17 protein-coding genes are annotated in these 19,499 nt (G+C 65.0%); 11 read left to right on the plus strand and 6 right to left on the minus strand.

The window, feature by feature from the left end; genetic code table 11:
- The first annotated feature begins 70 nt into the window (after positions 1–70).
- Complete coding sequence (locus OWC48_RS09955) at positions 71–562, plus strand: hypothetical protein (RefSeq protein WP_282519823.1); 492 nt, start codon at positions 71–73, stop codon at positions 560–562.
- 40 nt (positions 563–602) lie between these two features.
- On the opposite strand, the gene OWC48_RS09960 is transcribed toward OWC48_RS09955, so the two are convergent.
- The gene (locus OWC48_RS09960; protein WP_282519824.1) at positions 603–1,151 is read right to left on the minus strand and encodes a TetR/AcrR family transcriptional regulator; all 549 of its coding nucleotides are present in this window, start codon (positions 1,149–1,151) and stop codon (positions 603–605) included.
- Between the two features lie 105 nt (positions 1,152–1,256).
- Between OWC48_RS09960 and OWC48_RS09965 the strand changes: the two genes are divergently transcribed.
- From OWC48_RS09965 to OWC48_RS09975, 3 genes are all read left to right on the plus strand, one after another.
- On the plus strand, positions 1,257–1,688 hold the full coding sequence (locus OWC48_RS09965) for a thioesterase family protein (RefSeq protein WP_282519825.1): 432 nt from the start codon (positions 1,257–1,259) through the stop codon (positions 1,686–1,688).
- 3 nt (positions 1,689–1,691) lie between these two features.
- Positions 1,692–2,168, plus strand: a complete 477-nt coding sequence (locus OWC48_RS09970; protein WP_282519826.1) for a PaaI family thioesterase — start codon at positions 1,692–1,694, stop codon at positions 2,166–2,168.
- Positions 2,169–2,266: 98 nt separating this feature from the next.
- Positions 2,267–2,926 (plus strand): DsbA family protein, encoded by a 660-nt coding sequence (locus tag OWC48_RS09975; protein WP_028147336.1) that lies wholly within the window; start codon positions 2,267–2,269, stop codon positions 2,924–2,926.
- Between the two features lie 78 nt (positions 2,927–3,004).
- Here the strand turns inward: OWC48_RS09975 and OWC48_RS09980 are convergent, their stop codons facing one another.
- The 3 genes from OWC48_RS09980 to OWC48_RS09990 all read right to left on the minus strand — a co-directional run bounded on the left by OWC48_RS09980 (position 3,005) and on the right by OWC48_RS09990 (position 5,365).
- Positions 3,005–3,211 (minus strand): hypothetical protein, encoded by a 207-nt coding sequence (locus tag OWC48_RS09980; RefSeq protein WP_282519827.1) that lies wholly within the window; start codon positions 3,209–3,211, stop codon positions 3,005–3,007.
- Positions 3,212–3,293: 82 nt separating this feature from the next.
- Positions 3,294–4,364, minus strand: coding sequence for a phospholipase (locus OWC48_RS09985; RefSeq protein ID WP_282519828.1), 1,071 nt, complete (start codon positions 4,362–4,364; stop codon positions 3,294–3,296).
- Positions 4,365–4,393: 29 nt separating this feature from the next.
- A complete protein-coding gene (locus tag OWC48_RS09990; RefSeq protein ID WP_282519829.1) occupies positions 4,394–5,365 on the minus strand; it encodes a S1C family serine protease in 972 nt (323 codons plus the stop codon).
- Positions 5,366–5,650: 285 nt separating this feature from the next.
- Here OWC48_RS09990 and OWC48_RS09995 point away from each other — a divergent pair, with 285 nt between their 5' ends.
- From OWC48_RS09995 to OWC48_RS10020, 6 genes are all read left to right on the plus strand, one after another.
- Positions 5,651–7,069, plus strand: a complete 1,419-nt coding sequence (locus OWC48_RS09995) for a M20 family metallopeptidase (RefSeq protein WP_282519830.1) — start codon at positions 5,651–5,653, stop codon at positions 7,067–7,069.
- Positions 7,070–7,329: 260 nt separating this feature from the next.
- On the plus strand, positions 7,330–9,120 hold the full coding sequence (locus tag OWC48_RS10000) for a peptide ABC transporter substrate-binding protein (RefSeq protein ID WP_282519831.1): 1,791 nt from the start codon (positions 7,330–7,332) through the stop codon (positions 9,118–9,120).
- Between the two features lie 30 nt (positions 9,121–9,150).
- Positions 9,151–10,110, plus strand: a complete 960-nt coding sequence (locus tag OWC48_RS10005) for an ABC transporter permease (RefSeq protein WP_282519832.1) — start codon at positions 9,151–9,153, stop codon at positions 10,108–10,110.
- Positions 10,076–10,993 carry an ABC transporter permease gene (locus tag OWC48_RS10010; protein ID WP_282519833.1) on the plus strand — a complete coding sequence of 306 codons (918 nt, stop codon included), beginning with the start codon at positions 10,076–10,078 and terminating at the stop codon, positions 10,991–10,993. Before OWC48_RS10005 ends, OWC48_RS10010 begins: the two co-directional genes overlap by 35 nt.
- A complete protein-coding gene (locus OWC48_RS10015) occupies positions 10,993–11,988 on the plus strand; it encodes an ABC transporter ATP-binding protein (protein WP_282519834.1) in 996 nt (331 codons plus the stop codon). The genes OWC48_RS10010 and OWC48_RS10015 overlap by 1 nt, the downstream gene beginning before the upstream one ends.
- Positions 11,985–12,953: an ABC transporter ATP-binding protein gene (locus tag OWC48_RS10020; protein WP_282519835.1), complete on the plus strand. Its 969-nt coding sequence runs from the start codon at positions 11,985–11,987 to the stop codon at positions 12,951–12,953. Before OWC48_RS10015 ends, OWC48_RS10020 begins: the two co-directional genes overlap by 4 nt.
- A gap of 6 nt (positions 12,954–12,959) precedes the next feature.
- Here OWC48_RS10020 and OWC48_RS10025 read toward each other — a convergent pair whose 3' ends face one another.
- Positions 12,960–13,979 (minus strand): helix-turn-helix domain-containing protein, encoded by a 1,020-nt coding sequence (locus OWC48_RS10025; protein WP_282519836.1) that lies wholly within the window; start codon positions 13,977–13,979, stop codon positions 12,960–12,962.
- Between the two features lie 323 nt (positions 13,980–14,302).
- On the opposite strand from OWC48_RS10025, the gene OWC48_RS10030 reads away from it, so the two are divergent.
- Positions 14,303–17,560, plus strand: a complete 3,258-nt coding sequence (locus OWC48_RS10030; protein WP_282519837.1) for an autotransporter domain-containing protein — start codon at positions 14,303–14,305, stop codon at positions 17,558–17,560.
- 13 nt (positions 17,561–17,573) lie between these two features.
- Here OWC48_RS10030 and OWC48_RS10035 read toward each other — a convergent pair whose 3' ends face one another.
- Positions 17,574–19,478, minus strand: a complete 1,905-nt coding sequence (locus OWC48_RS10035) for a diguanylate cyclase domain-containing protein (RefSeq protein WP_282519838.1) — start codon at positions 19,476–19,478, stop codon at positions 17,574–17,576.
- Positions 19,479–19,499 lie beyond the last annotated feature (21 nt).

The raw sequence follows: 19,499 nt of genomic DNA on the forward strand, positions 1-19,499 counted from the left end.
CTGAGCGGCACGCTAGGATAGCAATCCTCGTTTCGCTTCCGTCGGGGAAGACCAAGGAGGAGGACCAAGGATGACCATTCAATCGAAATTGCTGTGTGCAGTGGCGTTGACGGGCTTTGCGGCGCTGATCGCGAGCGCGCCGGCGCAGGCGCTGACCTCGCAGGAGTGCAGCGCGAAATACCAGGCCGCCAAGAAGGACGGCTCGCTTGGCGCCACGAAGTGGAATGACTTCCGCAAGGCCCAGTGCGGTGCGGATGCGACGCCTGCCGCTGCGCCGACCGCCGCTGCTCCGGCTGCGCCCGCCGCTCCCGCCGAGCCGAAGCAGGCGAAGAAGGAGGCGGCCCCCGCTGCCGCGCCAACCCTGCCGGCCGGACCCGCGATCTATCCGAATGCGGTCGACCCGAAATACGCCAAGGAGACCGCCGGCAAGGCCCGCCTCCACACCTGCGTCGACCAGTACAACGCCAACAAGACCACCAACGGCAATGGCGGCATGAAGTGGATCGAGAAGGGCGGCGGCTATTACAGCGAGTGCAACAAGAAGCTGAAGGGCGCCGCCTGAGCTTCGACATGATGCGATGGCCGGAGCAAAGCTCCGGCCATTAGCCCAACAGCTTCTCGGCCGACTTCGCCACCAGCTGCGAGCGCTTGCGCGGACCGCGCTCGACGAACAGCAAACTCTGGCCGAAGATGAAGCAATAGAACAGGAAGGCCTGCGCCTCGGCCGCCTCGGCCTCGAGGCCGGTCGCGCGATAGAGCTCGGCGACGTGCTTGAGCCGCGCCGCGTCCACGCTCGCGACCGCCGCGGCGGCGTTTTCGTCCGAGCGGGCCCATTGCCGGATCGCGAGCTCGATCGCCATGCCCTCCGGATTAAGCCGCTCGGAATAGAGCTGGATCACCGCCTTCAGCCGCTCGCGGGGCTCTTGCCCATCGAGGCTTGTCTGCTGCGCGATTGACGCCGCACGTCCCTCGCGCCAGCGTTCCAGCATGGCATCGAGCAGCGCGGCACGGTCGGCGAAGCGGCGGTAGAAGCCGCCCTTGGTGACGCCGAGATTCTTGGCGAGCACCTCGACCCTGACACCCTCGACCCCCGAGCGGGCGAGCTCGGTAAACCCGGCCTCGACCCAGACATCGCCCTTGCCGTCGCTCATGAAGAAAGCCTCACCGGTTCTTGATACGGTACCGTATTGCTAACGCGCGGAGGCGCTGATACGCTACCGTATCAATGATCAGAGGGTGGAAAAACGGCAGGAGGAATGGCGATGCAGGAGGCGACCTATCGCGGCACGGTCTATCCGTGGCAGTGCGATCATGTCGGCCACATGAACATCATGTGGTATGTCGGCAAATTCGACGAGGCAAACTGGAATCTGTTCGCCCGCCTCGGGCTGACGCCGAGCTATCTGCGCTCTTCCGGCCGCGGCATGGCCGCCGTGCAGCAGAACATCACCTACAGGCGGGAGCTGCTTGCCGGCGACATCGTCGAGATCCGCAGCCATTTGCTGGAGGTCCGCGACAGGTCGATCCGTTTCCGGCATGACATGACCAATGCCGAGACCGGCGAGATCGCCGCGTTCTGCGACATCACCGGCGTGCACATGGACCGCAGCCAGCGGAAGTCGGCGCCGTTCACGGATGCAATCCGCGCGGTCGCTCTGCAGCATCTTGCCGAGCCGGCCGGGGCCTGAGCCATGGCCACGTTCGAGCCGAAAAATCCGGGCTATCGCGCTGCCGCCATTGCCATGTTCGACGGCCAGCCGGCGATGCGCACGCTCGGCATCGTGATCGTCCGCCTCGCGCCCGGCGAGGTCGAATTGGCCATGCTGCATTCGGCGGCCTTCACGCAGCAGAACGGATTTGTCCATGCCGGCATCATCACGGCAGGCCTCGACAATGCCTGCGGCGTCGCCGCCTTCACCCTGATGCCGCGCGAGGCCGACATCCTGACCGTCGAGTTCAAGACCACGCTGCTGGCACCCGCTCGCGGCGCCCGCTTCGTCTTCAAGGCCGAGGTGGTCAAGCCCGGTCGCACGTTGACCTTCTGCGAGGCGAGGGCCTTTGCCGAGCATGAGGGCAACACCACGCTGATCGCCACCATGACCGGGTCTCTGATGGCGATGCTGCCCCGCGCGGCGGCTTCGCCGGCGCCGGCGGCGATCCGCGCATAGCACGGCGATGACATCGCGCCCGCAACGCTCTATATGACGCGTAACAGGTCCCGGTCGCGAACCGTATTTGCAGCGATGGGACCGAAACGGGACGAGATATGGCTGGATTCAGGAACAAGGGCCTCGTGGCGACGCGGCGTGCGGCGCTGACGCTGATCGGGGCGGGTGCCCTTGCGGCAGGTCGGATCACCTCTGCGCGCGCGGCCGCCGCCGATGACGAGGTGCTGACCGAAGCCAAGGTGCTGCGCGACCCCGATGTTCCCGTTGCCGGTAATCCCGACGGCAACATCAGCATTATCGAATGGTCCGACTACAATTGTCCCTATTGCCGCAAGCTGGAGCCGGAGCTGCGCCAGGTCGTCCAGGACGACGGCAAGGTGAGGCTGGTGATGAAGGATTGGCCGATCCTCGGGCCGGTCTCGGTCACCGCGGCGCGGATCGCGCTCGCGGCGAAATTCCAGGACAAATACCATCAGGCGCATGACGCCATGATGGGTGTCAGCTCGCGCCTGACGGAGCCGCGCATCAACGAGCTACTCGCGGCCGCCGGCGTCGACATGGACCGCTTGAAGCGCGATCTCACCGACCGCGCCAAGGACATCGACGCCGTCCTCAAGCGCAACAACGAGCAGGCCGAAGCCTTCGGCTTCAGCGGTACCCCCTCCTTCATCGTTGGCAAGTACCGCGTACCGGGCGTGCTCAGCATGACCGAGTTCGAGCAGGTCATCGCCGATGCCCGCAAGGCCAAGATGAACTGACGCGACCGGATCGATCGCCGTCAACGCAAAGGCGCCGCCGCGGACCCGCGACGGCGCCTTGTTCGTGATACGGCGTCGTTATTTCGACGAGATGCGGACCCAGTCCTTGTGCGTGCGATCGCGTAGCGCATCCCAATCGGCCTTGGCGACGTCCCAGTTCACGATGGTGCGGTTGGTCGTCGCGACCTCGCCATTGGCGACCGACGACGTCTGCATGGAATCATAGACGTACACGCCGCAACCGAGCAGCAGCGCGCCCAAAATCATTCCGAAAAACGTCTGCATCTGCGAACCTCCGGTGACGGGCGATAACGTCGGCCCGGAGTGATGGTTCCGCGGCAGTACGGCGCAGGTAAGGACGACTCGTTCATCCGCCGTTCAGCCACTCCAGCAGCTCCGCGTTGATCTCGCGCGGATAGGTGTGGCTGAGATCGTCGATCTCGCGATAGGTGACGTCGGCGCCGGCGGCGGAGAGGGCTGCCTGCGTCTGACGCGCGGTCTGTACCGGAAACATCCAGTCGAGCTTGCCGTGGGTGATGAAGATCGGCAGTCCCTGCAGGCGCGCGGCGTCCGCCATCTCCGCCATCAGCGGATGGAAGGTCGCCGACACCGGCGCGAGATGCGTGAAGGGCGAGGCGCCGTCGAGCCCGGTGACGTAGCAGAAGGTGCCGCCGTCACTCATGCCGGTCAGCAGCAGGCGCGAGGCGTCGATCGCCCAGCGGCTGCGCACCGTGTCGAGAATGCGCATGAGGTTCGGCGTGTCGCTATCGTCGCCCATCAGCGCCCATGTCGGGCCGGTCGCGGTCGGCGCCACCAGGATCGCGCCAACGCTGCGGGCGTCGCGGAGCCAACTCCAGAGAAAACCGCGGCCGTTGCCGCTGCCGCCATGCAGCGCCATCACCAGCGGCATGGCGCGCTCCGGCGAATAATATTCTGGCACATAGACCGAGAAGCCGCCGCGGCTGCCGGGCTCGTTGTGGTCGTGGAAGATGCCGGTGTGTTCGCCCGCGCCGGCTTCCAGCCGCACCAGCAGGTCGTCATTCTCGCGATTGGCAGCGTTGAGGAAGAAGCTGCTCACCGGCGGAAACTGGGTCGACAGCGGATACAGCGCTTCCTGCGCACGAGGCAGATGGCGCAGCGCGCGGAAGACTGCGACGAGATCGCCATTGCCACGCTCGACCTCGCGTATGCCGGCAAAGGCGGCGAGCGTCTCGTTGCAGGCGCGGTCGAGCCGCTCGCGCAGCCCGGTGAACGGCTCGGGCCAGGCGCCGATCGCAGCGTATGCCGCTTGCAGCGCCTCGTCGGGCGTGCCGATCGCATTCATCACCGAGGCAAAGGCCGGCGGATGCAGGTTTCGCTGGAAGAAGCCGAGTGCTTCCAGCGCGTTGAGCAGCGGCGGCAGCACGGTCACGATGTCGTCAACGACGGCCTCGGTCATCGCCGCTTCCTTGCGTCGGTTCGGTGGTGTCAGTGCAGCTTCGGCGCCTTGAGCAGCTTGAAGCGATCGGTTGAGGTCACCGTGACGTCGAAGGTGACGCCTTCATGATGCACGGTCAGCGGCACGTCGACGCCGGCAGCGCCCAGCGCCCACATCTTCTTGTAGAAGGCGGTCTGGCTCGTCACCTCCTCGCCGTCCACCGCAAGGATGACATCGCCGGTCTTCAGCTCGGCGCGTGCGGCCGGGCCGTTGGCGGAGATCCCGATCACCACCAGGCGGTTGTCGATCTCGGTCGAATAGAGCCCGAGCCAGGGGCGCGACGGCTTATTGACGCGACCGAATTTGCGCAGATCGTCGAGCACCGGCTTCAACAGGTCGATCGGCACAATCATGTTGACGTGCTCGGCCTTGCCGTCGCGTTCGCGCTCCAGCTGGAGCGAGCCGATACCGATCAGCTCCCCGCGCTCATTGAGCAGCGCTGTGCCGCCCCAGTTCGGATGCGCGGGATAGGTGAATACCGCTTCGTCCAGCAGATATTCCCAATAGCCGGCGAATTCCTGCTTGGCTACGATCTGGCTCGCGACCGATCGGGTGCGGCCGCCGGCGCCGCCGACTACGACGCGGTCGCCGACCCTTGTTTTCGCCGAGTTGCCGAGCGGCAAGGGTTCGACGTCGAGGTGACCGAGCGCCTGCACGAGGCCGAAGCCGGAGACGGAATCGAAACCGAGCGCATGCCCCTCGACGACGCGCCCGTCGGCGAGATGCAGCCACACCGATTCCGCCTCGGTAATGAGGTAGCCGATGGTGAGCACCAGCCCGTTGTCGATCACGACGCCGTTGCCGGCGCGTTCGGTGCCCAGCGTTTCGGCACTGAAGGCATCGGGCGGGATGATGGCGTGCAGGCCGACGACGGACCCGAGCGAGCGGTCGAGATCGAAACCGTAATCGCTCGCGCGCGGCTGATTGGCCGGCGGCACTCTCCATTCGGTCAGGGCGGGCATGGAGTTCTCCTGGCTGAGAGCATTGCTCCGCCGTGGCTGGCGGAACGACGCGCGAAGCACTCATAATTTAGGCTGGAGGAGGCCGTCTTGAAAGCCTCGTTCCCAACTATTCCGGAGATCGCCGCGTGAAATCTTCGACAGGCACAGGAACGCCCGCATAGGTGGCAAGCGCCCGCGCGATCCGGCACCGGCCGCATGGCTGCTGTCCCGCGACGTGCTAGGCGGGGTGCAATGAAGCTGCTAACCATTGCCGCTTCGTTTGACCAAGAGATCACGGACCGAAGCATGGATAACCGCAGCGACATCTGGCGTGGCGTCGACACGATCAAGGCGCGTTTCATCGACCTCAGCGACAGGGTCTGGGGCATGCCCGAGGTGTGCTACACCGAGGCGCGGTCCGCCGCCGAGCATCTCGCCGAGCTGCGCCACCAGGGTTTCCGTATCACCGAGAAGGTCGCGGGCATCCCCACTGCGGTGATGGGCGAGTGGGGTGAGGGCGGTCCGGTCATCGCCTTCATGGGTGAATATGACGCGCTGCCGGGCCTCAGCCAGGAGGCCGGCGTCGCCGAGCACCGTCCGGTCGAGACCGGCGGCCACGGCCATGGTTGCGGCCACAATCTGCTTGGTTCCGCGGCGCTGCTCGCCGCGACCGCGATGAAGGACTGGCTCGCCGAGAACAAGGTGCCCGGCCGCGTGCGCTATTACGGTTGTCCGGCGGAAGAGGGCGGCGCAGCCAAGGCCTTCATGGTGCGCTCGGGCGCGTTTGAAGACGCCGACATCGCCATCACCTGGCATCCGCACAGCTTCTGGGAAGTCGCCGTGACGCCGTCGCTCGCCAACACCCGCGCGGATTTCATCTTCACCGGTCGCACCTCGCATGCGGCGGCCTCGCCGCATCTCGGCCGCTCCGCGCTCGACGCGGTGGAGCTGATGAATGTCGGCGTGAACTACATGCGCGAGCACATGCCGAGCGACGCGCGCGTGCATTACGCCCTGCTCGACACCGGCGGCATCGCCCCCAACGTGGTGCAGGCGCATGCGCGCGTACGCTATTCGATCCGCGCCCGCGATCTGCCCGGCATGAACGAGCTGGTCGGACGCGTCAGCAAGATCGCAGAAGGCGCGGCCTTGATGACCGAGACCAAGGTCGAGATGAAGATCATCTCTGCCGTCTCCAACATCCTGCCGAACACGCCGCTGGAGCAGGCGCTGCATCGGGTGATGGAAGATCTCGGACCGCCGCATTTCGACGACGCCGACAAGGGCTTTGCCAGCCAGATCCGCGCGACGCTGACCGACAAGGACATCGCGTCGGTCTATTATGCGATCGGTATGGAGCCGACCGACCGGCCGCTGGCCGACTTCCTGGTGCCGCTCGATGCCAAGCGCAACCCGCTGGTCGGCTCGACCGACGTCGGCGACGTGAGCTGGGTGGTGCCGACCGTGCAGGTTCACGCACCCACGGTTGCAATCGGCACGCCGTTCCACACCTGGCAGGTGGTGGCGCAGGGCAAGAGCGGACACGCTCATAAGGCCATGGTGCAGGCGGCCAAGGCGATGGCCGGGATCGGCATCAAGGCGTTGACGGATCCGGAGCTGATCAAGGCCGCGAAAGCGGATTTGCAGAAGCGGACCGCCAAGACACCTTATGTCTGTCCGCTGCCGGACCACGTCGCGCCGCCGCTGACCATGTCCGTGGCGTAGAATTTCGTCTCGATACTTCGTCTGATCCGGCGAACAAATTTTTCGCAGTGCAACGTGGATTTCGGCGCGTTTTGACGCCGGATTGCCGAACGCTTGGGCTGCGGAACGCGGTTTTGCCCAACGGGCAGCCAAAACACCGTTTGCATACACACGGTCGCAGTTGACGCGCGGCCTATTCGGTGTGCCATCTACCGCCAGCAAAACCCGGCGGCCGCGGTGCGGCTGCCTGCATCCATACGGGAACCAGACGGGGGACAACCATGCTGGATAAAGAACTGCGTTCGATGATCGGTGACGTGAAGGACGGGCGGATGGATCGCCGTGCCTTCATCAAGCGTATGGCCGCGGTCGGCCTCACCGCACCCCTCGCCAACCAGATTCTCGCGCTCGGCGGCGTCGCCATGGCGGAAGGTGCCTCGACCTACAAGCCGACCAAGCGCGGCGGCGGCGGTGCATTGAAGCTGCTGTGGTGGCAGGGTCCGACCCTGCTCAATCCGCATTTCGCCACCGGCACCAAGGACCAGGACGGCGCGCGCCTGTTCTACGAGCCGCTCGCCTGTTGGGATCCCGACGGCAACATGAAGCTGGTTCTGGCCGCCGAAATTCCCTCGATCCAGAACGGCGGCCTCGCAGCCGACGGCAAGTCGGTGACCTGGAAGCTCAAACCCGGCGTCAAATGGCATGACGGCACGCCGTTCACGGCCGACGACGTCGTGTTCAACTGGGAATATGCCAAGGATCCGGCGACCTCGGCTCTGACGATCGCGACGCTCCGCGATATCACGGTCGAAAAGGTGGACGAACTCACGGTTCGCATCCTTTTCAACAAGCCGACGCCGTTCTGGGCCGACGCCTTCGTCGGGGCTCCCAACACCATCATCCCGAAACATCTGTTCAAGGACTATATGGGGTCCAAATCGCGGGAGGCTCCGACCAACCTCTCGCCGGTCGGCACCGGCCCCTACAAATTCGTCGAGTTCAAGCCGGGCGATCTCGTCCGCGGCGTGATCAATCCCGACTATCACATGGCGAACCGTCCCTATTTCGATACGATCGAGATGAAGGGTGGTGGCGATGCCGTCTCGGCGGCGCGCGCGGTGATCCAGACCGGCGAATATGATTTCGGATGGAACATCCAGGTCGAGGACGACGTGCTGCTGCGCCTGGAGAAGGGCGGCAAGGGAAAGACCGTCTACGCGGTCGGCGGAGACACCGAGTTCATCGCACTGAACTTCACTGATCCCAACACCGAGGTCGATGGCGAACGCTCGTCGATGAAGACCAAGCATCCGCTGTTTTCAGATCCGGCGGTGCGCAAGGCGCTCTCGCTGTTGATCGATCGCGAATCGGTCAAGAAGGCGATCTACGGCCGCGCCGGCCGCACCACCGCCAACTTCCTCAACGGGCCGGAAAAATTCGTATCCAAGAACACCTCGTGGGAGTTCAGCGTGGAGAAGGCCTCGAAGGTCCTCGACGAGGCCGGCTGGAAGCCGGGCACCGACGGCATCCGCGAGAAGGACGGGAAGAAGCTGAAGCTCGTCTACCAGACCTCGATCAACGGCCCGCGCCAGAAGACACAGGCGATCGTCAAGCAGGCCTGCCAGAAGGCGGGGATCGACGTCGAGCTGAAATCGGTCGTCGCCTCCGTGTTCTTTTCCTCCGACGTCGGCAATCCCGACACCTATTCCAAGTTCTACGCCGACATGGAGATGTTCCAGATCCCGCTGAGCCAGCCCGATCCGTCGCAGCACATGCGTCGCTACCTTTCGAACCTCGTCGCCACCAAGGAGAACAAGTGGCAGGGCACCAACTTCCCGCGCTGGGTCAACAAGGAGTACGACGAGACCATCCAGGCCGCGGACGGCGAGATGGATCCGGTCAAGCGCGCGGCGCTCTACATCAAGGCCAATGACCTCATGTACCAGGACACCGTGTTCATTCCGGTGCAGCACCGCCTGAAGGTCGAGGCGGCCGCCAACAATCTGCGGCCCGTCGTTTCCGGCTGGGCCAACGAGACCGACAATCTGTTCGACTGGTACCGGGAGGAATGATCACGCAGGCCTAAACCGGGATCGTCCTTTATGAGTCAGTATGTCCTGCGTCGTCTGCTGATCGCCGTTCCGAGTCTGCTTGGCATCTCCCTGGTGCTGTTCGTCGTGCTTGCCCTGGCACCCGGCGATCCCTTCTCGGAACTGGCGACCAATCCGAACGTGCCGCCCGAAGTCGCTCTCGCGCTTCGGGCGAAGTTCGGCCTCGACGATCCGATCTACCTTCGTTACCTGCACTGGCTCAACGCCATGCTGCACGGTGACTGGGGTTTCTCCTTCGTCAGCCGGATGAACGTCGACACGCTGATCCTCCAGCGTCTGCCGGCAACACTCTACGTGATCGGTTCGGCGCAGATCCTGGCGCTCCTGATTGCGATCCCGGTCGGGGTCTATGCGGCGACAAAGCCCTATTCGCTGTTCGACCAGATCGCCAACACGCTCGCCTTCGTCGGCTTCTCGCTGCCGACCTTCTTCACCGGCATCCTGTTCATCCTGATCTTCTCGGTCACGCTGGACTGGCTGCCTTTCGTCTATACGACCGACATCAAGGGCACCGGCATCCGTTGGGTGCTGGAGATGATCCGGCAGGCAATCATGCCGGTGGCGGTGCTCGGTCTGTTCCAGGCGGCGTCGATGACGCGTTTCGTTCGCTCGGCGATGCTCGACGTGATCCGGCTCGACTACGTCACCACCGCCCGCGCCAAGGGACTCGGGCAGGCCAAGGTCATCGTCAAGCACGTGATGCGCAACGCCATGATCCCGGTCGTCACCCTGATTGCGTTGCAGATGCCGGCCGTGTTCGGCGGCGCAATCGTCACCGAGCAGATCTTCCGCATCCCCGGCATCGGCTCGCTGCTGATCTCCTCCATCCTCTCCAACGACACGCCGGTGGTGATGGCCGTCACCTTCGTCTTCGCGTGCCTCGTCGTGCTGTTCAATCTCATCGCGGACGTCCTTTATGGCTGGCTTGACCCTCGCATCTCCCTCCGCTGAGCGGCGCGTCTACTCGCCCTGGCGCGAGATGTGGCGGCGCTACAGCCGCCACAAGCTCGCCGTGGTCAGTGCGTTTCTGCTCCTCATTCTGATCCTCGCGGTGGTGGCCGGCCCCTTCGTCTGGCGGGTCAAGATCGACGACATCGATATCGTTGCGGGCATGCAGGGGCTGTCGCTTGCCCATCCGTTCGGCACGGACGATCTCGGGCAGGACATCCTGGCCCGCATGATCTATGGCGGGCGCATCTCGCTTGCAGTCGGCCTTGCTGCGATGCTGGTCTCGGTCTTTATCGGTGTCCTGATCGGCGCGCTCGCCGGCATGTCGCGCGGCGCGCTCGGCCACGGCCTGATGTGGCTCACCGACCTCTTCCTGTCCCTGCCGCAGCTGCCGCTGCTGCTGCTGTTGATCTATCTCTTCCGCGACGGGCTGAAGCAGATGTTCGGTCCCGAGGGCGGCATCTTCATCCTGATCGTGCTCGTGATCGGCGGCTTGCGCTGGATGCCGGTGGCACGCCTCGTGCGTGCGCAGTTCCTGTCGATCCGCGAGAAGGAGTTCGTCGAGGCGGCCCGTGCGCTCGGCGCAAGTCCGGTGCGCCAGGTGGTCCGGCACATCCTGCCCAATGCGCTCGGTCCGGTGATCATCGCCGGCACCATCGACGTCGCTGCCGCCATCATCGCGGAATCGACGCTGTCCTTCCTCGGCCTCGGCTTTCCGCCGGATACGCCGACCTGGGGCCGGCTGTTGTACGACGCCAAGGATTTCCTCGACATCGGCCCGCATTGGGCGCTGTTTCCGGGCGGCGCGATCTTCATCGCGGTGGTCGCCATCAACTTCATCGGCGACGGCCTGCGTGACGCGCTCGATGCGCGACGGGTGATCTGATGGCGCCGCTGCTGGAAATCAAAGGGCTGAAAACCCACTTCTCGACCGACGACGGCATCCTGCAGGCCGTCGACGGTGTCGACATCTCCATCAACAAGGGCGAGACGCTCTGTGTCGTCGGCGAATCCGGCTGCGGCAAGACCGTGACCGCGATGTCGATCCTGAAGCTGATCGCCATGCCGCCCGGCCGTATCGCGGCGGGCCAGATCATCTTCGAGGGCCGCGATCTCGTGCCGCTGACGAGCCGTCAGCTCGACGAGATCAGGGCCAAGGAGATCGGCTTCATCTTCCAGGAGCCGATGACCTCGCTCAATCCGGTGCTCACCATCGGCGAGCAGATCGCCGAGAGCCTGCGCCGCCATGAAGCGGTGACGAAGAAGCAGGCGCTCGAGCGCACCATCGAGATGCTGAAGCTGGTGCAGATCCCCAACGCTGAAGGCCGCGTGCACAATTATCCGCACCAGTTCTCGGGCGGCATGCGCCAGCGCGTGATGATCGCGATGGCGCTCGCCTGCAGGCCGAAGCTGATCATCGCCGACGAGCCCACCACCGCGCTCGACGTCACCATCCAGGCGCAGATCCTCGACCTCTTGCAGGACATGAAGGAGCGCTTCGGCATGGCGGTGATGCTGATCACCCACGCCATGGGCGTCGTCGCCGAGACCGCGCAGCGCGTCGTCGTGATGTATGCCGGCAAGGTGGTGGAGGAAGCGCTCGTCGACGACCTCTTCGGCAATCCCGGTCATCCGTATACACAGGGCCTGATCCGCTCGATCCCGCGCATCGATCTCGACAGCGAGCACAAGACAAGGCTCGAAGCGATCGGCGGCTCGGTGCCGATCCTGATCAATCCGCCGGTCGGCTGCCGCTTTGCTCCGCGCTGCCGCCACGCCATGAGCGTTTGCACCGAGAAGGAGCCGCTGCTGCGCGAGATCGCGCCCGGCCACCGCATGGCCTGTCATTTGGGAGATACGCAGTTGGGAGGCACGGCATGACCGAGCCCTTGCTCCGCGTCAGCGGCCTGAAGAAATATTTCCCCGTGCTCGGCGGCCTGTTGTCGCGCCAGGTCGGCAGCGTCTATGCGGTCGACGGGGTCTCGTTCTCCGTCAATCGCGGCGAGACGCTCGGTCTCGTCGGCGAATCCGGCTGCGGCAAATCCACCACCGGCCGCTGCGTGCTGCGGCTGATCGAGCCGACCGACGGCGAGGTCGTGTTCGACGGCCAGGACGTGCGTAAGCTCGGCGGCAATGATTTGCGCGCGATGCGGCGGAACATGCAGCTGGTGTTCCAGGATCCGTTCGCCTCGCTCAATCCGCGCATGACGGTCGGCGCCATCCTCGGTGAGGCCCTGATTATCCATAAGCTCGGGTCCTCGGCCAAGGAGCGCGAGGAGCGCGTCGCCAGCCTGCTCGTGAAGGTCGGTCTCAAGGCGGAGCACATGCGCCGCTACCCGCACGAATTCTCGGGCGGCCAGCGCCAGCGCATCGTGATCGCGCGGGCGCTCGCGGTCGAGCCGAAGCTGATCGTCTGCGACGAGCCGGTATCCGCGCTCGACGTGTCGATCCAGGCGCAGGTGATCAATCTGCTGGAGGATCTCCAGGCCGAGCTGAACCTCACCTATCTGTTCGTCGCGCACGACCTGTCGGTGGTCGAGCACATCTCCGACCGCGTCGCCGTGATGTATCTCGGCCGGATCGTCGAGCTGGCGAAAGCGAGCGATCTCTACCGCAATCCGCAGCATCCCTACACCAGAGCGCTGTTGTCGGCGGTGCCGGTGCCCGATCCCAAGCTCAAGCGTGAACGCATTCGCCTCAAGGGCGACGTGCCGAGCCCGATGAAGCCGCCATCCGGCTGCCACTTCCACACCCGCTGCCCGATCGCCCAGCCGCGCTGCGCGGAAAGCGCACCCGAGCTGAGGGAAGGGGCGGGCGGGCACTTCGTGGCGTGCCACCTCGCCTGAAGGCCGTCACCCGTTTTGTGACGTGCGTCGGGCCAGTTGATGCAGCACCGTGTCGATGCTCGGGACCGCACCGGTCTCGCGGAGCCAATTGTCGGCCAGCTCCCTCAGTTCGCCCGGCGTCAAGCCGAACTTGCGGCGGAATGCGCGAATGAAGGTGGAATCGCTGCTGAAGCGCATGCCGACGGCAAGGTCGATCAGCCGCGTGTCCTCCGCGGACGGCGATATCAGCTGGCGGAAAGCGAGATTGAGCCGCTGCTCCCTCACGTAGTGCGCCAGCCCGCCGTCCGCCTCGAACAGCCGATAGAGGGTGGCGCGCGAGATCTGGAAGTGGTGGCAGATCGCTGCCACGGTGAGCGCGTCGGTCTCGAGATTATCGGCGATGTGGCGCTTGATCAGTGCGAGATAAAGATGCCGCTCGGCGCGTTCGACCCCTGCGGCAATGTCGGCCGTCCCGCCCGCGGCTGCGGCGACGATATCGGCGATGGCTTCGATTGTGGCCTCGGGGCTGCCGGCCTCGGGTTCGGGCGGCAGCGCAAGCGCGGCGTAATGGTTGGAGAGCAGCCGCGCGTGTGGATGGTTTGACGGCAGCAGGGTCGCCGTGGCCGAATCCGGATGCGCGAGCCGCGGTGCGAGCATGGCGCGTTGCAGGATGATCGCCGTCAGGCGGGTGCGGCTACCAGACGCGCGCAACACCGTCCGGTTCGGCTGCGCCATGTCGATGAGAACGATGTCACCGGGCCCCAGCGTCACCTCGCGGCGGCCGGAGCTGAACTGCATCTCGCCTTCGACGCACAGGGTGATCTGAAAGTGATCCATCGCGCCGCGGGCGACGTGTGCCGGCGTCCGGTCGTATTCCTGGTCGGTCGCGCGCGTATCGACCAGCAACGCATTGCGGGTCATCGTCGTCAGGGTGGTGACATGGAAATCGTCTTCCGCGGTGAGCGGAACGACGTCGCAGATGTCGGCCGTCATGGCGCGCAACTGCCTTAGCGCGTGCACCCCGCGCCCTGGGATGTCCGCCAGCATATTCTCGTTCACGGCCGTGCCGCCTGCATCACCCCACGACGAGGCAGGACCGCATGGACTCGATATTCGAAGACCGGCGGCACACCAACATCATTTCGGCATGTAGCTATTCGGAAATCAGTGTGCAAGCAACGTTGGGCGAGGCCGCGACGGATTTGGCACAGGTCGTCCGGAATCCGCACCGATTTTATCGCCCTGAGACGTTGGGCACATCATGCGACGAGTCGGCCTGCTAGAGGTCCGTTCGCCAATTGAGTGCCGGTGCCGCCACGCGGGGGGCTGCGCCGTTCGGAATGGGGTGCCGCGTGCGATTGGAAGTGGGAATGACGGGCGCGAGTGGTTCGAAATCGCGCTGGCGCAGGCGCACCGGGAAAGCGCGAGCCTGGCGGACATTTGCGGTCATGGTCCTGTCGTACCTCGGCGCGACCTCTGCCAGCCGGGCGCAAATCGACAATTACGGGATCTGGACTGGAAGCAGCAGCACGCCCGGGCAGGTGCTTGAATTCGATACGCTGACCAATGCTCCGATCGGGGCGGCCATCGCGACGGGCGCATATCCCACGAACGCGGTGTTCTCGCCCGATGGCCGTTTCACCTACGTTGCCGCATATGCAAGCGGCGAAGTCGATGTCATCGACGTCGTCAGCCGGAATGTTGTCGCGACCATTCCCATCGTCGCTGGATCGCTCGCTGCGTTGGCTCTCAGTGCGGATGGCACGAGCCTCTACGTGGCGTCCAACCTAAGCAATTCGGTCACCGTCGTCTCGACCGCGACCAATCACGTGGTTGGCTCACCCATTGCGGTAGGTTCGCATCCCCTCGGGATTGCGGTCTCGCCGGACGCGACTCGAATCTATGTCTCCAATGCAGCCTCCGACAGCGTCTCGATCATCGATGCCACGTCGAAAGCCGTGATAGGCACGATCGCGGTCGGAAACGCGCCTTCCGGCGTCACCCTGTCGCCTGACGGCAGCAAGATTTATGTGGCCAATCAAACCAGCAGCTCCGTCTCGGTGATCAATGCGGCATCGCAATCGGTCGTCGCGACCGTTCCGGTCACCGGATTCCCCTTGAGTGTTGCGGTCAGTCCCGATGGTTCACGGATCTATGTGACCACCACCCAGTCCAATCAACTCGCGGTCATCAATGCGGCGACGAACACCGTAATCGCAACTCTGGCTTTGCCAGGCTCCGGCCTCGGGGTGACTGTAACGCCCGACGGGAGCCGCGCCTATATCACGACCGGGCTTGGATCCTATGTGCTGGATACCGCGACCAACACGATCGTAACCTCGGTATCCATTCCTATCGTGGGCAGCGGCAATGTCGGTACCGCGTTTATCGGCCCGAACGTCATCGTCGCGGCGGGTGGGGCGCTTTCGGTCGCCAGCGATGCGGCCCTCACCGCGCTGGGCTTCGGGCAATACATCAATTTCAATGGCGGCACGCTGCAATTCACCGGTGCTTTCAACAGCGCGCGGACGATCTCGCTGCTGGCCGGCGGCGGCACGATCGACGCCAACGGCTTCAACGCGACGTTGTCGGGCCAGATCATCAATACGGGATCGTTGACAAAGACCGGGCTGGGCACGCTGACGCTGACGGGCGCCAACACCTATGCCGGCGGCACCTTCATCAATGGCGGCACGCTCGCCCTGAGCGGCGCCGGTACGCTGGGCGACGTCGGCGGATTGACGACGGTCAACAGCGGTGCCACGCTCGACCTCGGTCGCACGACGCAAACCCAGAGCGCAGTTGGCCTCAATGGCGGTATGATCCGCAACGGCAGTCTGAACGCGCCCATCACGTCCACTGGCGGCATCCTCAATGGCATCGGCGGCTCCGCGAGCCTGACGACGACCGCGGGCCTGACGATGCTGCTCGGCATCAACGGCTATACCGGTGCGACCACCGTGAACGGCGGCGTGCTTGACGTCGAGGGAACAATCACCGGCACTTCGGCGGTGACGGTGAATTCCGGCGGTGTGCTGATGGGGGCCGGCACCATCGATCCGCTGACGGTGGCGATTGCCAGCGGTGGCACATTCGCGCCGGGCAACGGCACGCCGGGCAGCTCGACAAGCATCATCGGCAATCTCGTCTTGCAATCGGGCGCCATTTATCAGGTCCAGGTCAATCCGCCGACGGCGTCCTATGCGAACGTCACCGGAAGCGCGACGCTCGGCGGTGCCACCGTCAACGCGGTGTTCGCGGCCGGCAGTTACATCGAGAAAAGGTACACGATCCTCAGCGCGAGCGGCGGCATCTCCGGCAGCTTTGCTTCGGCGGTCGCGAACAGCAATCTGCCGGCGAACTTCAAGACCGATCTCGGCTACGACGCAAACGGAAACAAGGTCTATCTGAATCTGTCCCTGGCCTTCGTCCCGCCGTCGAATTCCGGGCTGAACGGCAATCAGCAGGCGGTGGCGAACACGCTGGTCAATTCCTTCAACGTCAATGGCGGCATCCCGCTGGTCTATGGCGGCATGACGGCACCAGGCCTGACCCAGGCTTCCGGCGAATCCGGAACGGGCTCGCAGCAGACCACGTTTGCTGCCATGGGCCAGTTCATGGGCCTGCTCACCGATCCCCTGGCGCAGCGAAACGGTGGGGCGGACCCGGCCGGAGGCACGTTCGGCTTTGCGGAAGAGGACAGTTCAAGCGCCTACGCCGCACGCAAGCGCACCGATGCATTTGCCATGGTCAGCAAGGCGCCGCCGCAGAGCTTCGCGCAGCGCTGGAGCGTGTGGGCCGCGGGCTTTGGTGGTTCGCAATCGACCGACGGCAATGCGGCGGCCGGCTCGAACGACACGACGAGCCGCATCGCCGGCACGGCCGTTGGTGCCGACTATCTGCTCTCGCCGAATACGTTGCTCGGCTTCGCGCTCGCCGGCGGCGGCACCAGCTTCAATGTCAACGGTCTCGGCTCCGGCCGCTCCGACCTGTTCCAGGCCGGCGCCTATCTGCGCCACACGAATGGTCCGGCGTATATCTCCGCCGCGCTGGCCTATGGCTGGCAGGACATCACGACAGATCGCACCGTGACCATCGCCGGCACCGATCGTTTGCGTGCCGAGTTCGACGCGAACGCGTATTCCGGCCGCATCGAAGGCGGCTACCGTTTTGTCGCGCCGTGGATCGGCGGGATCGGCATCACGCCCTATGGCGCGGCGCAGTTCACGACGCTCGATCTGCCGGCCTATGCCGAGCAGGCCGTCTCGGGCTCGGCCGCGTTCGCCTTGAGCTATGCCGCAAAGAGTGTCACGGATACGCGCAGCGAGCTCGGCCTGCGAACCGACAAATCCTTCGCCATGCGAGACGGCGTGCTGAGCCTGCGCGGCCGCCTTGCCTGGGCACATGATTTCAATCCCGATCGCTCGATCGCCGCCACCTTCCAGGCGCTGCCGGGCGCGAGCTTCGTCGTCAACGGCGCCGCACAGGCCCGCGACTCCGCGCTCACTACGGCCTCGGTGGCGATGAGCTGGCCGAACGGCTGGTCGACGGCGGCGAGTTTCGAAGGCGAGTTCTCCAACGTTACCCGCAGCTATGCCGGCAAGGGTAGCGTTCGCTACGCCTGGTGAGCGGTCGATCCCGTCACGCGCTCTTCGCGGGCCAGGGTACGACCTGTCCCGACATCACCATGCGGTCACGGCCGCTGTCCTTGGCGGCGTAGAGCGCGCGGTCGGCGCCAGCGACCAGCGTGTTGCAGTCCATCGCGGTTTGGGATGGAAGGCTCGTCGCAGCGCCGATGCTTGCCGTCACCAGCCGGGAGGGCGGATTTTGCGCATGCAGCATCGCGAGCTCGTGCAGTGCCTGGCGAATCCCTTCGCCGACTTCGGTGCAACCATCCGGGCCGGTGTTCGGCAACAGTACGGCGAACTCCTCGCCGCCGTAACGCGCCGCGAGGTCGGCCGGGCGCCTGACCTGAGCGGACAGGATCCGGCCGAGCGCGCGCAGGCATCCGTCGCCCGCCTGGTGTCCGTAATGATCGTTGAATTTCTTGAAGTGATCGACGTCGATCAACAGGAGCGAGATCTCCGTGCCGTCGCGCCGGGCGCGCGCCCATTCCTCAGCGAGGCGTTCGTCGAACGCGCGGCGGTTGGCAAGGCCGGTCAGGCCATCGGTGGTCGCGAGCGATGCGAGTTTGTCCTGCAAGTCCTTCTGCTCTGTCATGTCGCGCACGACCGCGACGACACCGTCGACCTCGCCGCTGTCGGGGGCTCGGGTCACGTGCAAGGCCGCCTCGGCCCAGATATCGCCCTTGTCGCGATGGCGCTGGCGATAGACGAACCGCGCTTCCTCGGCCTCGCCGTTCTTCAGCGCGGTGATGGCCTGCTCGACCCGCTCGATGTCGTCCGCGTGGATGCCGGCCACCGCCGACGTGCCGAGCAGTTCCTCGGGAGACCAGCCGATGATACGCACGCACGAGGGAGAGGCGTAGAGCAGCCGGTTATCCAGCCCGATCCGGGATACCATATCGCTGGATTGCTCGGCGAGCAGGCGGAAATGGGCTTCCTTCGCGACCAGGGCCTGCGCCATTCGCTGCCGCTGCCAGAGCTGGCGGACCAGGTAGAAGCCGATCACCGCAATCAGCACGACGAGGCCGAGCACGAAGGCCGTGCGTACGGCTGCCACGCGTCGCCAGGGTGCCAGCACGTCGTCCTGCGACTTGCTCGCCAGCACCATCAGCGGATAGCGGCTGCTGCGCTGGTAGTAGCTCAGCCGGTGCACGCCATCGAGCGGCGACTTGAAATAGTAGACTGCGGCCGCCGGACGGCTTTTCCATTCCCTGAACAGCGGCGCATTGGAGAGGTCGCGCCCGATGAAGGCGCCGCTCTCGTCGTGGCTGCGCGCCAGCATGATACCGGCGTCGTTGAGCAGCGATGCCGAGCCGTTCGGGCCGACGTCGAAGCGCTCGTAGAATTTCGCGAAATAGGCGACGTCGATCGTGAGCAGCGCGACGCCGGCAAAGCTGCCGTCGGGGTGGTTGATCCGGCGTGACGCGGTGATGATCCACTGGCCGCCGGCGCGGCTCTTGATGGGCCGCCCGATCAGCGTGTCCTTCGCCGGGGAATCACGGTGCTGCCGGAAATATTCGCGATCGCTGTTGTTGAGCTTGGAGAAGTCGACATGCTCGGTCGTGGCAAGCCATCGGCCGGCTTCGTCATAGACGAAGATGCCGCGGATGCGGTCCGATGATTTGCGGGTCGGCAGGTAAGTCTGGAGCTTCGCGATCGTGTCCGGGCCGGTTCCGTCGAGTTCGAGCCGATGGACCAGTCCGACCAGGATCGTATCGGCGAGCTCGAACGTGTCGTCGGCGTGCTGGATCAGCGAATGCGCGAGATTGGCGACGTCGATCTCGGCGTTCCTGAGATCGGCGTTGTGCGTTTCCCATTCGCGCCAGACGCTCAAGCCGAGGATCGCCACGCAGATCAGCAAGACGAATCCCGCCGCCCAGAGCGGAAGGCGCGTCTTGCCGAGTTCGCGGTTCGTGACCATCGGGCTTGCTCCAAACCGGCG

Origin of the sequence: Bradyrhizobium sp. Arg816 (genome assembly GCF_029989365.1) — a bacterium.
Classification (GTDB): Bacteria; Pseudomonadota; Alphaproteobacteria; order Rhizobiales; family Xanthobacteraceae; genus Bradyrhizobium.